The organism is Citricoccus nitrophenolicus, assembly GCF_047305825.1.
GTDB classification, from domain to species: Bacteria; Actinomycetota; Actinomycetes; order Actinomycetales; family Micrococcaceae; genus Citricoccus; species Citricoccus nitrophenolicus.
Map to the genome: position 1 here is coordinate 1,158,960 of NZ_CP063070.1, position 12,168 is coordinate 1,171,127.

A 12,168-nucleotide genomic window follows, 5' to 3' on the forward strand; every position below is an offset into this window, starting at 1 on the left:
TCGCATCTCGGTGGCCCGGGGCCCAGCCAGGGCCGTTAGGCTCGTCACGTGCCCGAGGATCAACCACACCACCGTTTCGCCCGCGCCGCCGGGAAGGCCACGCGCGCCTTCATGGACACCTCGAAGGAGGACGCCGAGCGCATCCGCACCGAGCGGGGGCGGCTGGCGGAGCAGCAGGAGCAGCGGCGGGCCGCCGCACAGGCCGAGGAGGCGGCCGCTCAGCGCGCCGCGGCGGAGCGACGGGCGGCCACTCCTGCCACCGTGAAGGCCGCCCGCTGGTGGTGGGCCCTCGCCACCGCGATCTTCGCGCTGATCGCCGTGGCCTTCCTCCTGGCCGGGCTCAACGCCCCGGCCGGAGCCGCCGGCGGGATCGACGCTGCGGCACCCGAGTCCACCCCCACCGGCCAGTTCGTCCTCGCGGGCCTCGCCGGCGTGCTGGCCGTGGCCAGCGGGATCGGCACCCTGCAACTGCTGCGGTCCCGGCGCAGTGCCGTCGGGCTGCTGACGGGCGTGGCCGTGCTCGTCGGGGTCCCCCTGATCATCCGCGGCCACCCGGCACTGATCGCGCTGGCCGCGGTGCTGCTCGCTGGCGCGGCGTTGCTCTGGTGGCCCGCCGTGCGCCGGTCCCTGAGGTGACCCCGGCCTGATCAGCCCTCAGGCTCGAGGAGCAGGGGCACGTCCGAGACGATGGCGATATGCCGCTCCATGGCGGCCGCGGCCTCGCGAGGCTCCCCGGGAGTCAGAGACCGGAGATCGCGCGGTCCAGGTCATCGATGAGGTCGGCCACGTCCTCGATGCCCACGGACAGGCGCACGAGGTTGTCCGGAACGGCCAGCTCGGTGCCGGCCACGGAGGCGTGGGTCATCTCGGCCGGGTAGTTCATGAGCGACTCGATGCCACCCAGGGACTCAGCCAGCTGGAAGAGGCGGGTGGTCTCGGCGACCTGCTTCGCGGCCGCCGCCCCGCCGGTGAACTGCACCGAGACCATGCCGCCGTAGCCGCGCATCTGACGGGCCGCGAGCTCGTGACCCGGGTGGTCCGGCAGTCCCGGGTAGAGCACGCGCTCCACGCCGGGGACGCCCTGCAGGTGCTGGGCGATCGTGGCCGCGTTGGCATTGTGGCGGTCCATGCGCACCCCGAGCGTCTTGAGCCCCCGGGTGGTCAGGTAGGCGTCCAGCGGCCCGTTGACCGCACCGGCCGCGAACTGCTGGAACTTCACCTTCTCGGCGAGCTGGGGGTCATTGACCACCACAGCACCACCGATCACGTCGGAGTGCCCGCCGATGTACTTGGTGGTGGAGTGGACCACCACGTCCGCCCCCAGTTCCAGCGGCAGCTGCAGGTAGGGCGTGGCGAAGGTGTTGTCCACCACCAGCAACGCGCCGGCGGCGTGCGCGGCCTCGGCGAGCGCGGCGATGTCCGAGATCTTCATCATCGGGTTGGAGGGCGTCTCCAACCACAGGATGCGGGCCTCGGTGCTGGAGCTCTCGGCCAGAGCCCGCTCCACGGCAGAGAGGTCCGCCATGTCCACCACGGTGTGTCCCACACCCCAGGGGCCGAGGATCCTCTCGACGAGGCGGTAGGTGCCGCCATAGACGTCATTGCCCATCACGATGTGGGCCCCGGGGCCGGCGACCGCGTGGATCAGTGCGTTCTCGGCGGCCAGTCCGGAACCGAAGGTGAAGGCCTGGGCGGTGCCGTCCACACCGCCCTCGAGCGCGGCGAGTTGGACCTGCAGGGAGTCCCTCGTGGGATTGGTCCCGCGGCCGTAGTCATAGCCGTGGCGCAGCTCCCCCACCTTCACCGGGGCATAGGTGGTGGAGAGATGCACGGGTGGGACCACCGCCCCGTAGACCTCCTCGTGGGCCTGGCCGGCATGGATGGCACGGGTGTTGAATCCGGTGAAGTCTGAGGTGCTCATGCTGTTTCCTTCCGGGCCACGCGGGCCAGCAGATCATGCAGGGTGACGATTCCGGTGACCACGCCCTGATGGGTGGCCATCACGGCGGGGGCGGAGCGCAGGGCCTCCCGGGCGGAGGCCAGCGGCGCGTTGACGTTGACCCGCGGCAGCGGGGCGCCGATGTGCTCGAACACGGTGTCCGTGGGCCGGGCTCGGCCGGAGGCCAGAAGGTCGGTCAGGGTGGCAACGTCCACGGCACCGAGGATCTCCCCGACCCGCAGGTCGTCCCGCGGAGCGCCGACCACGGGCAGTGCGTCCACGCCGTAGCGGTTCATGGTGGAGATCGCCTCAGCGAGGGTGGCGTCCCTCGGGGCCGTGACCACGGCCGGCAGGGCCCCGGGCAGCCAGGCGGACTTCTCCGCCAGGATCTCCCCGACGCGCACGTCCCACGCCGCGGGAGGCGTCGGGGCGGCGGCAGGTGCCGAGCCGCCGTCGTGGGCCTGCTCCTGCGGCAGCACCGAGTCCTCCCGGGTGGTGGAGAAGCCCATCCCGTCCATCCAGGCCTCGTTGAAGATCTTGCCGAGGTAGCCACGGCCTGAGTCCGGCAGGATGATGACCATGACGTCCTCCTCGCCCAGATGCTGGGCGGCCTGCAGCCCCGCGACGACGGCCATGCCGGAGGAGCCGCCCACGAGCAGGCCCTCCTCGGCGGCGAGGCGCCGGGTCATCTCGAAGGAGGCGGCGTCATCCACGGCGATGACCTCGTCCGGGACCGAGGGGTCGTAGTTGCCGGGCCACATGTCCTCGCCCACGCCCTCCACGGAGTACGGGCGCCCGGTTCCACCGGAGTAGACCGATCCGTCCGGGTCAGCGGCGATGACCTTCACGGGGCCCTCGGGCCGGTCACGCGAGACGTCATGCAGGTACCGGCCGGTGCCCGTGATGGTGCCGCCGGTCCCCGCCCCGATCACCACATGGGTCAGCTTCCCGGCGGTGTCCCGCCAGATCTCCGGGCCCGTGGTCTCGTAGTGGGACTCCGGGGCGGAGGGGTTGAAGAACTGATTGGGCTGGTAGGCGCCCTCGATGTCCCGCTCCAGGCGGTTGGCCACGCCGTAGTAGGACTCCTCCGACTCCGGCGGCACGGAGGACTTCGTGACGACCACCTCGGCGCCATAGGCCTTGAGGACGTCCCGCTTCTCCTCACCCACCTTGTCCGGGGTGACGAACACGGAACGGTAGCCCTTGAGCTGGGCCACCAGCGCGAGTCCGACGCCGGTGTTTCCGGAGGTCGGCTCCACCACCGTGCCGCCGGCGGAGATCTTGCCCTCGGCCTCGGCATTCTCGATCATCTTCAGCGCGATGCGATCCTTCACCGAGCCGCCGGGGTTCAGGTATTCGGGCTTGACCAGGACGGTCGCCCTGAGGCCTTCGGTGACCCGGTTCAGCTTCACCAGCGGAGTATCGCCGATGAGATCGAGGACGTTGTCGGCATAGGTCATGCCGTGATGGTCTGTCATGGCCCCCACGCTACCGCCGGTGCGCGGGCGAGGGCCACGAGCATGAATCCGCGTGACTGACCGCTTGCCCCTCCGCTTGCCCCACCGGGTGACCCACCGGTTGACCCACGGGGTGGGCCGGACTCGGGTGAGAATGGTGCGGTGCTGAACTCCCTGCCCGCCCCTGATGCCTCCGTGCTCCTCACGCCGGCGGTGCCCGTGGACGTGCGGTTGACGCTCGGGGTGCTGCAGCGGGGCCACGCGGACCCGACCGTCCAGTCCCGGCCGGGCGGGGTGTGGCTGTGTTTCCGGATCCCCGGGGCCGGCGATCCCGTGACAGTGCTCGTGCGTCCCGCGCCCTCGCCCCTGGTGCCGGGACCGGTACAGGTGCTGGCGTGGGGCCCGGGCGCGCGGGCGGCCGTGGCCGGCGCGCACCGGCTGCTGGGGCTCGACGACGACTGGTCGGCCTTCGATGCAGGCGCGGCGGCACTGCCCCACGCCGTGCGCCGGGCCCGCCGCGAGCACCCCGGGCTGCGGCTGCCGGCCACTGGCCGGATGGTGGATCAGCTGTTCACGGTGGTCCTGGAACAGAAGGTGACCCACGATCAGGCCCGGGCCGGTTGGCGGTGGCTCGTGCGCCATCATGGGGAGCCCGCCCCGGCGCCGGCACCCGAGGGGATGCTGCTGCCGCCGACCGCCGAGGCCGTGCGGGGCATCCCCAGTTGGCAGTGGCACGCCGGCTGGGTGCAGCCGGCGCAGTCCAAGGCCATGCTGCGGGTGGCCGAGCGGGCCACGGCCCTGGAACGGCTCGAGGCCCGGCCGGTGGACGGGCGGGACGGGGTGGTGGCCGCCCTGACCTCGTTGCCGGGGATCGGGGCGTGGACCGCCGCGGAGACCGTGCAGCGGACGCATGGGGCCCCGGACACCGTGGCCGTCGGCGACTATCACCTGGCCCACCACGTGGGAGAGGCGCTCTCGGGCCGGCGGACCGACGACGCCGGGATGCTCCGGCTGTTGGAGCCATGGGCCGGGCACCGGCAGCGCGTGGTCCGCCTCATCGGCCTGGCCGGCTACCGGTTCAGTCGATTCGGTCCGCGCCTGGCCCCGGCGGACCACCGCCGGCGGTAGTTGAGGCTCTCGGGGGGGGGTTAGTTCTGGTCCGGGTTCTGGCTGCTGGCCAGCTTCTCGCGGACCTCGTCCATGTCCAGGGACTTCACGGCGGTGACGAGCTCCTGGAGCTGGGCCGAGTTGATGGCACCGGGCTGGGCATAGACCAGGACCTGGTCCCGGAAGGCCATCAGCGTGGGGATCGAGGTGATGTTGGCGGCCGATGCCAGCCCGCTCTCGGCCTCCGTGTCCACCTTGCCGAAGACCACGTCCGGGTGCTCCCCGGAGACCTCCTCGTAGACCGGGGCGAACTGCTTGCACGGTCCGCACCAGCCAGCCCAGAAGTCCACGAGGACAATGTCATTCTCGGTCAGGGTCTGTTCGAAGCCGGCTTCGGTGATCTCAGTGGTAGCCATGGACCCACCCTAACCGCCAGAGGCCGGGCCGCGGGGGCGGAATCCACAGCACTCGGGCTCTTCACTCCACAGCGAACACCGTCCCCGCGCGCCACCCACTGCGGGCACCCGACCCCCTGCTGCGGGCCGGGCACGGCTTCCTAATCTCGGGTGCACCGGTCTCCCGCCGGGGCCGCTCGCCGGCCGAGACGCCAGAGGAATCACCCGAGGAGCAGACGATGACGCATGAGATCCCCAGCCCGTCCGCAGACCGGCCACCACGCCACCTTCCGCCGCCCCACACCAAACATGGTCCGGCCGGCCCGGGCCGGATGGCCCCCGGCCGCCGAGCCACCCTCATGGTGGTGGTGGACCAGGACGAACCGGAACTGGCGCTGCGCGAATCCCTCGAGTGGGTGCAGGCCTTCGAACGAGATTGCGGCCTGGTGGTGGACACCGAGGCCACGGAGCTCTACGGCGTGGCCCTCGCCGAGGACCTCAAGGAGTCCCTGAGGCCTCCTCGGGACGCCTCGGTGGCCGAGCACCTGGACTTCATCTGTGCGGACGGCCGCTGGCTGAATCCCGGAACCTGCCCCGTGGCCCCTCCTGATTCGAACGGGGCGCCCGCCTGGGCCTGGGCCTACTACCAGGCCGTCATGGGTGCCCCGGACCGCGCCTACTGCACCATCTGGGACCTGATGCCCCTGCCCGCCGCCGCATGAGGGAGCCGAGACGATCCGTGACGGACTCGGAATAGTCCACCGGCGGCCCCCGTTAGGCGGTACATGCGAGCCATTGGACTGTATGAACACGGAACACCGGAGGTCCTGCACACGGTGGATCTCCCCCAACCGCGGCCCGGGAGGGGAGAGTTGCGAATCCGCGTGCAGGCCGCCGCCGTGAATCCCACCGACACCGTGTTGAGGTCCGGGCAACGGGACCTGTCCGGGCAGCCCCTGCCTCTGGTCCCGGGGATGGACGTCGCCGGTGTGCTGGAGGAGATCGGTCCCGGAACCGACACCGGTCTGCGGATCGGGGATGCCGTGATGGGCATCGTGGTGCCGCGCGGTTCCCACGGCGCGTACTCCGAGCAACTGGTCCTGCCCGCCGAATCGGTGACCGCGGCGCCCCGCGGCAGCGGTCCCGTGGAGGCGAGCACCCTGCCCATGAACGGCCTCACCGCGCGGTTGGCCCTGGACACCCTCGGCCTGGATCCCGGCAGCGTCCTCGCCGTCACCGGCGCAGCCGGTGCGATGGGCGGGTATGCGGTCCAGCTGGCGAAGGCGGACGGGCTGACGGTGGTGGCCGACGCGTCCGAGACGGACGAGGAACTGGTGGCCGCCCTCGGCGCCGACGCGGTGCTGCCCCGTGGGGCAGACTTCGCCGCCCACGTCCTCGAGCGGTTCCCCGAGGGCGTGGACGGCGCCGTCGACGGTGCCATGCTGCATGAGGCCGTTGTTCCCGCCGTCCGCCAGGATGGCACCGTCATCACCATCCGGGGCTACGACGAGTCGAGTGAACGTGGCGTCAGGTTCCAGCCCGTCCTGGTGGTGGACTATGCCCGCGAGCGGCAGAAGCTGGATACGCTCCGGCAGCAGGCAGAGGACGGCGTGGTGAGCCTGCGCGTGGCCTCGAGTCTGCCCGCCGAACAGGCCGCCGAGGCCCACCGCCGCCTGGAGGCCGGAGGGGTCCGCGGAAGGCTGGTCCTGACCTTCTGATCCCTCGGGGAGCGTCGGGGTGATGATCCGACAACGAATGGACAACGGCTGGACACAGCAGAAAGCCGCGGGAGTCGGTGACTCCCGCGGCTTTCCCGGTGTGGCAGATACTGGATTCGAACCAGTGAAGGCAATGCCAGCTGATTTACAGTCAGCCCCCTTTGGCCGCTCGGGTAATCTGCCGGGGCCTGCTTCCCGTGCGAGACTGATCTGAACCAGTCCGTTCGGTCGGCGACACCTCACTTTAGCGGAGCCCGGCCGAGATTTCGAATCGGGAGGGCCTCCCCTCCCCGGTAGGCTGTCCGCCAGGAGTACCTACCCCCTGATAACCCCGATGATCCGAAGAGGAGCCATGGCTAGCGATTCGACGTTTGATGTGGTCAGCAAGGTTGACAAGCAGGAAGTCAGCAACGCCCTGAACCAGGCACAGAAGGAGATCGCCCAGCGCTACGATTTCAAGGGCGTCGGAGCGGAGGTCGATTTCAGCGGCGAGTCCATCCTCATGAAGGCCGCCTCCGAGGAACGCGTCAAGGCGGTCCTGGACGTGTTCCAGTCCAAGCTCGTGAAGCGCAACATCTCCCTGAAGTCCCTCGAGACCGGCGAGCCCTACGCCTCCGGCAAGGAGTACCGCCTGGATGCCAGCATCAAGGAGGGCATCGACCAGCCGACGGCGAAGAAGATCACCAAGTTGATCCGGGATGAGGGCCCCAAGTCCATCAAGGCGACCATCCAGGGGGACGAGTTGCGCGTCTCCTCCAAGTCCCGCGATGACCTGCAGGCGGCCATCGCCCTGCTCAAGGACTTCGAGGACGCCGACCTGCAGTTCATCAACTTCCGCTGAGGATCGCCATGCTCTATCTCATCACCCCGGACGGGATCGTCAGCACCCTGGACGCCAGCCTCGGCGAGGCCCTGGTGGAGGCCCGGCGGGGCCGCCCCCTGGCCGAACAGCCCTGGCAGACCCAGCCCCCCGGCGGCGTCGCAGCGGAGAAGGTGCTGGCGGTGGCCCTGCGGCACGGAGCAGACGCCGAGATCGGGCTCATGGTGCACAGTGGCTTCATCGATCAGGCGCTGGAGCCCGAGCGGCTGCGCGCCGCCGAGCGCAACCAGAACAGGATCGCCGCCCAGCTGCAGGCGATCGCCGCGGAGCCCCGGCACGAGGACCGCGACTGGCACCGCCGCCAACGGGCCATCGCCGAGGAGGCCCGCCAGGACGCCGTCGGCAACATCCGCCGGGCCGAGTCCTCGGCCGAGGAGCTGATGAACGCACCGGTCAAGGACCGGCTGGCCCGAGCCTGGGAACGCGCCGGCGGGCTGGTTCCCGCGAGCTGACCCCGGCTGGCTAGCCCTGACCCTGTCTGGCTAGCCCTGACCCAGCTGCCGGGCCATGCCCTCGAGGCGACTGACGCGCTCTGCCATGGGCGGGTGCGTGGAGAACAGGTTCTTCACGTTCTTGAAGGGATTGGCGATCATCAGGTGCGCCGTGTTCTGCAGCCGCTGGTCATCCGGCAGCGGCGCCGCCTGGATGCCGTTCTGCAGCTTGTGGAGGGCGGAGGCCAGCGCGAGCGGATCCCCGGTCAGCTGTGCTCCGTCCTCGTCCGCGTCATACTCACGGGTGCGGGAGATGGACATCTGGATGAGGGACGCGGCCAGCGGGGCCAGCAGCGCCAGGGCGATCATGGCCAACGGGTTGCCCCCGCGATTGCCGCGACCGGCCCCGAAGAACATCATGAACTGGGCCACCGAGGTGATCACCCCGGCCACCGCCGCAGCCACGGAGGACGTCAGGATGTCCCGGTTGTACACGTGCATCAGCTCATGGCCCAGCACCCCGCGCAGCTCACGCGCGTTCAGCATCCGCAGGATCCCCTCGGTGCAGCACACGGCGGCATGCTGCGGGTTGCGGCCTGTGGCGAACGCGTTCGGGGACGGGGTGGGCGCCACGTAGAGCCGGGGCATCGGCTGGTTGGCTGCCTGGGAGAGCTCCGCCACGATCCGGTACATCTCCGGCTGCTCCTGCTCGGTCACCGGGTAGGCGCGCATGGACCGGATGGCGATCTTGTCACTGTTCCAGTAGCTGTAGGCCGTGGTGGCCACGCCGATCACCGCGAAGACCCCGATCCACAGTGCCCGGCCGGTGCCGGCGGCGATCACCCCGCCGATGGCCAGCAGGACCGCGAACAGGCCGGCGAACAGGAGGGTCGTCTTCAAGCCGTTGTAGTGCCGGTTCATGCCCTCAGCTTAGTGCGCCTACGGGACCGGATGCCGCGCGTCGTACCGCAGGAAGCCGGGCTGCCACCGCATCAGGGCACTCACCCCGAGCATGCAGAGCGCCCCGCCGGCGATCAGGGTCACCGGCTCGGTCAGCAGTTCCGCGGCACCACCGGTGAGCATCTCCCCCACCCGCGGCCCGCCGGCCACCACCACGATGAACACTCCCTGCAGCCGCCCGCGCAGATGGTCCGGGGTGGCCGACTGCAGGATGGTGTTGCGGAACACGCCGGAGACGGAATCGGCACAGCCCGCCAGGGCGAGACAGGCCGCGGCCGGCCAGAGATAGGGCGCCGGGTCCGCGCCCGCGTCCGCGGCCCGGGAGGCGAGCAGGACCACCACGCCGAAGCCCGCCACGGCGAGCCCCCAGCCCAGGATCGAGGCGTACACCGCCACCCCGTGCCGCACGATCCTGGTCAGCGGCCCGGAGAACAGCCCCGTCAGGAAGGCCCCCAGCGCCATGGCGGCCAGCAGGATCCCGACGGCGGCCTCGCCGCCTCCCAGCACCGTCCCACCGAGCACGGCGCCGATGGCCGGCAACAGGGCCCGCGGGAACGCGGTGGCCATGGCCACGATGTCCGCGAGGAAGGTCATCCGCAGATTGGGCCGGGAGGACAGGAACGTGAAGCCCTCCACCACGGAGCGCCAGCCCGCCCGGCGCCGGCCCCCTCCGGGCTCCGGCGCGTCCGGGTCACGCTGCGGGGGCAGGGAGGGCAGGCGCCAGACCGCGTAGAGGGCCGCCAGGAACGTCACCACGTCCACGGAGTACGTCCAGGCGTACCCCACGCTGGCCACCAGCGCCCCGGCGAACAGGGGGCCGATCATCATGGCCACCGAGAACGTCATCATGTTCAGGGCGTTGGCGGCCGGCAGCAGCTTGGTCCCCACGAGGGCCGGGATGATGGCGCCACGGGCGGGCTGGTTGATGCCGGAGGCCCCGGAGTGCACCGCCACCAACCCGTACAGCACCCAGACGCTCTCGATGCCCAGCCACGCATGGGCCGCGATCAACACGGTGGTCAGCCACAGCACGGACGAGGAGCCGAGGGCCAGCTTCCGCCGGTCCATGTGGTCCGCCACGGCACCGCCGTACAGCCCGGCCACCACCAGCGGGACCAGAGCGAAGAGTCCCAGCATCCCGACCGCCAGGGAGGAACCGCTGAGGTGGAAGACCTCGAGGCTGACCGCCACGAGGGTCAGCTGGGTGCCGATCGCGGAGAGTGAGTTGCCGATCCACAGCCGCCGGTAGGCGGGGCTGACCTTCAGCGGGGTGAGGTCGGCGAGGAGTCGGGGCACCGCAAGATCCTAGCCCAGCCCCGCCCGGCCTCCCCCAGACCGGCCCGGGTCAGCCGTGGTGGGCCAGGATGCCGCGGCTGATCCGGGTCATGTCCTCGCGGGGCACCACCTTGACGCGCTCGCGCTCCACCGGCCCCGAGGAGGTGGCCTCCGCGCCGAGGGCCAGCTCATGCTCGTCGAGGGCCAGCCAGCCATCCCACGTGGTGTACTCGATGCCGCGGGACTCCAGCAGGTCGAGGACCGCCTGCTCGTCCGGGTTCCGCGCGGTCCACAGCTGCGGCTGGTCCTCCAGCAGACAGCCGATCGTCTCGAGCGCGTCGCCCTTGGTGTGGCCGATCAGGCCCACCGGGCCGCGCTTGATCCAGCCGGAGGCGTACACCCCGGGCACCGGGGTGCCGTCGGCGCCCAGGACGCGGCCGGCGTCGTTGGGGATGACGCCCTTGCGCTCGTCAAAGGCGAGCCCGGGCACCTCGGAACCGTGGTAGCCGATGGCGCGGTAGACGGCCTGGACCGGGTAGTCGGTGAACTCGCCCGTGCCCTTCACGTTCCCGGTCCCGTCCAACTCCATCCGTTCCATCCGCAGCCCGGCGACCTTGCCCGCATCGTCACCCTCACCCTCGAGGATCTCCACGGGTTGGTGCAGGAAGTGCAGGTGCAGCCGGCGGGAGGCCCCGGTGTCCTGTTCCTCCACCAGCCAATTGGTCAGCGTGCCGACCATGGTCTTGATCTGATTGTTGGTGGTGGCTGCCTCCTCGGAGGCGGCATCGAACTCGAAGTCCTCCGGGTAGAGCACCAGGTCCACGTCCTTCGAGTGCGCCAGCTCGCGCAACTCCAGAGGGGTGAACTTCACCTGAGCGGGGCCGCGGCGGCCGAACACATGCACGTCCGTGACGGGTGAGTCCTTGAGTCCCGCGTAGACGTTCTCGGGGATCTCCGTGGTCAGCAGGTCGTCGGCGTGCTTGGAGAGCATCCGGGCCACATCCAGGGCCACGTTGCCGTTGCCGATCACCGCGACCTCGCGGGCGGTCAGCGGCCACTCGCGCGGCACATCCGGGTGGCCGTCATACCAGGAGACGAAGTCCGCTCCGCCGAAGGAACCCTCCAGGTCAGATCCCGGGATGGCCAGGGCGGCATCCTTGATGGCCCCGGTGGAGAAGACGATCGCGTCATAGTGCTCGCGCAGGTCCTCCAGGGTGAGGTCCGTGCCGAAGTCCACGCCACCCAGGAAGCGGATGTCCCCGCGGTCCATCACCTTGTGCAGGGCCTTGACGATCCCCTTGATCCGCGGGTGATCCGGCGCCACTCCGTAGCGGATGAGCCCGTACGGCGCCGGGTAGCGGTCGAAGAGGTCGATGCTGACCTCGAAGTCCCGCTCGGCCTTCGTCAACAGGTCCGCCGTGTACACGCCGGCCGGGCCGGCACCGATGATGGCGAGGCGGAGGGGACGGTCGGGGGCAGCGGTCACAGGATGTCCAATCACGTGGGGGCGTCGGAGGCGAATCGAGTCGGGTCGGAGGCGGGAGCGCCCGCCAGCGCTCCATTCTACCGGTGTGACTGAAATACGCACGACTCACGTGATGAAATGCATGAAAACAAGGGGGACCAGCCCCTGTGGACCGGTCCCCCTGAGCGCGATGGCGCCGGGTCAGCTGTGCTCAGCCACCCATGCTGCCCACGGCGGCGCCGGCGGCGCGGGCCGCCTCGTCTGCCGTGACGTCGTTCTTCTCCATCAGCGTCCGGGCTTCCTTGACCAGGTCGCGGACCTGCTCGCAGGCGGCGAGCCACTTGGACTCCACTGCGGAGAGGTCCTCCGAGGTGTTGGTGGCCTCGTAGTTCTGCTCCACGTAGTTCTTCTGGTCCTCGCGGTCACCGAGGATGCCCTCGATGCGGTCGGCGATCTGTCCGACCTCGTACTCGTAGGCCGCAGATGCTCCGGAGTCGTACTTGATAACCATGGTCTGAATCCTTTCGGTGTCCGGGTGTCC

13 protein-coding genes and 1 tRNA gene are annotated in these 12,168 nt (G+C 70.4%); 6 read left to right on the forward strand and 8 right to left on the reverse strand.

What is annotated here, in order from left to right; all coding sequences use genetic code 11:
- Positions 1–48: 48 nt before the first annotated feature.
- Positions 49–636: a hypothetical protein gene (locus IMT31_RS05340; protein WP_413544017.1), complete on the forward strand. Its 588-nt coding sequence runs from the start codon at positions 49–51 to the stop codon at positions 634–636.
- A gap of 103 nt (positions 637–739) precedes the next feature.
- Here IMT31_RS05340 and IMT31_RS05345 read toward each other — a convergent pair whose 3' ends face one another.
- Positions 740–1,921, reverse strand: a complete 1,182-nt coding sequence (locus IMT31_RS05345; RefSeq protein WP_413544018.1) for a cystathionine gamma-synthase — start codon at positions 1,919–1,921, stop codon at positions 740–742.
- Positions 1,918–3,399: a cystathionine beta-synthase gene (locus tag IMT31_RS05350; protein ID WP_345361061.1), complete on the reverse strand. Its 1,482-nt coding sequence runs from the start codon at positions 3,397–3,399 to the stop codon at positions 1,918–1,920. The genes IMT31_RS05345 and IMT31_RS05350 overlap by 4 nt, the downstream gene beginning before the upstream one ends.
- A gap of 159 nt (positions 3,400–3,558) precedes the next feature.
- Here IMT31_RS05350 and IMT31_RS05355 point away from each other — a divergent pair, with 159 nt between their 5' ends.
- Entirely contained in the window at positions 3,559–4,524 is a 966-nt protein-coding gene (locus tag IMT31_RS05355; RefSeq protein WP_413544019.1) for a DNA-3-methyladenine glycosylase family protein, read from the forward strand.
- A 20-nt stretch (positions 4,525–4,544) separates the two neighbouring features.
- Here IMT31_RS05355 and IMT31_RS05360 read toward each other — a convergent pair whose 3' ends face one another.
- Entirely contained in the window at positions 4,545–4,919 is a 375-nt protein-coding gene (locus IMT31_RS05360) for a thioredoxin family protein (RefSeq protein WP_345360498.1), read from the reverse strand.
- A 218-nt stretch (positions 4,920–5,137) separates the two neighbouring features.
- On the opposite strand from IMT31_RS05360, the gene IMT31_RS05365 reads away from it, so the two are divergent.
- Complete coding sequence (locus IMT31_RS05365) at positions 5,138–5,620, forward strand: hypothetical protein (RefSeq protein ID WP_345360495.1); 483 nt, start codon at positions 5,138–5,140, stop codon at positions 5,618–5,620.
- Positions 5,621–5,683: 63 nt separating this feature from the next.
- Positions 5,684–6,616, forward strand: a complete 933-nt coding sequence (locus tag IMT31_RS05370) for an NADP-dependent oxidoreductase (RefSeq protein ID WP_345360493.1) — start codon at positions 5,684–5,686, stop codon at positions 6,614–6,616.
- Between the two features lie 101 nt (positions 6,617–6,717).
- Here IMT31_RS05370 and IMT31_RS05375 read toward each other — a convergent pair.
- Positions 6,718–6,799 (reverse strand) — tRNA-Tyr (locus IMT31_RS05375).
- Positions 6,800–6,968: 169 nt separating this feature from the next.
- Between IMT31_RS05375 and IMT31_RS05380 the strand changes: the two genes are divergently transcribed.
- Together IMT31_RS05380 and IMT31_RS05385 are read left to right on the forward strand one after the other, a co-directional pair.
- Entirely contained in the window at positions 6,969–7,457 is a 489-nt protein-coding gene (locus tag IMT31_RS05380; protein WP_345360491.1) for a YajQ family cyclic di-GMP-binding protein, read from the forward strand.
- Between the two features lie 8 nt (positions 7,458–7,465).
- Positions 7,466–7,948: a hypothetical protein gene (locus tag IMT31_RS05385; protein ID WP_345360488.1), complete on the forward strand. Its 483-nt coding sequence runs from the start codon at positions 7,466–7,468 to the stop codon at positions 7,946–7,948.
- Between the two features lie 30 nt (positions 7,949–7,978).
- Here the strand turns inward: IMT31_RS05385 and htpX are convergent, their stop codons facing one another.
- From htpX to IMT31_RS05405, 4 genes are all read right to left on the reverse strand, one after another.
- Positions 7,979–8,848 (reverse strand): zinc metalloprotease HtpX, encoded by an 870-nt coding sequence (gene htpX / locus IMT31_RS05390; protein WP_345360485.1) that lies wholly within the window; start codon positions 8,846–8,848, stop codon positions 7,979–7,981.
- Between the two features lie 18 nt (positions 8,849–8,866).
- Entirely contained in the window at positions 8,867–10,183 is a 1,317-nt protein-coding gene (locus tag IMT31_RS05395) for an MFS transporter (protein WP_413544020.1), read from the reverse strand.
- Positions 10,184–10,232: 49 nt separating this feature from the next.
- On the reverse strand, positions 10,233–11,648 hold the full coding sequence (locus IMT31_RS05400) for an FAD-dependent oxidoreductase (RefSeq protein ID WP_413544021.1): 1,416 nt from the start codon (positions 11,646–11,648) through the stop codon (positions 10,233–10,235).
- Between the two features lie 190 nt (positions 11,649–11,838).
- On the reverse strand, positions 11,839–12,138 hold the full coding sequence (locus tag IMT31_RS05405; protein ID WP_345360477.1) for a hypothetical protein: 300 nt from the start codon (positions 12,136–12,138) through the stop codon (positions 11,839–11,841).
- Positions 12,139–12,168: the final 30 nt, after the last annotated feature.

Coding starts and splice junctions, on each gene's coding strand:
- htpX (WP_345360485.1), bottom strand. CDS start 8,848: ATGAACCGGCACTACAACGGCTTGAAGACGACCCTCCTGTTCGCCGGC.
- IMT31_RS05380 (WP_345360491.1), top strand. CDS start 6,969: ATGGCTAGCGATTCGACGTTTGATGTGGTCAGCAAGGTTGACAAGCAG.
- IMT31_RS05370 (WP_345360493.1), top strand. CDS start 5,684: ATGCGAGCCATTGGACTGTATGAACACGGAACACCGGAGGTCCTGCAC.
- IMT31_RS05405 (WP_345360477.1), bottom strand. CDS start 12,138: ATGGTTATCAAGTACGACTCCGGAGCATCTGCGGCCTACGAGTACGAG.
- IMT31_RS05350 (WP_345361061.1), bottom strand. CDS start 3,399: ATGACCTATGCCGACAACGTCCTCGATCTCATCGGCGATACTCCGCTG.
- IMT31_RS05345 (WP_413544018.1), bottom strand. CDS start 1,921: ATGAGCACCTCAGACTTCACCGGATTCAACACCCGTGCCATCCATGCC.
- IMT31_RS05365 (WP_345360495.1), top strand. CDS start 5,138: ATGACGCATGAGATCCCCAGCCCGTCCGCAGACCGGCCACCACGCCAC.
- IMT31_RS05360 (WP_345360498.1), bottom strand. CDS start 4,919: ATGGCTACCACTGAGATCACCGAAGCCGGCTTCGAACAGACCCTGACC.
- IMT31_RS05385 (WP_345360488.1), top strand. CDS start 7,466: ATGCTCTATCTCATCACCCCGGACGGGATCGTCAGCACCCTGGACGCC.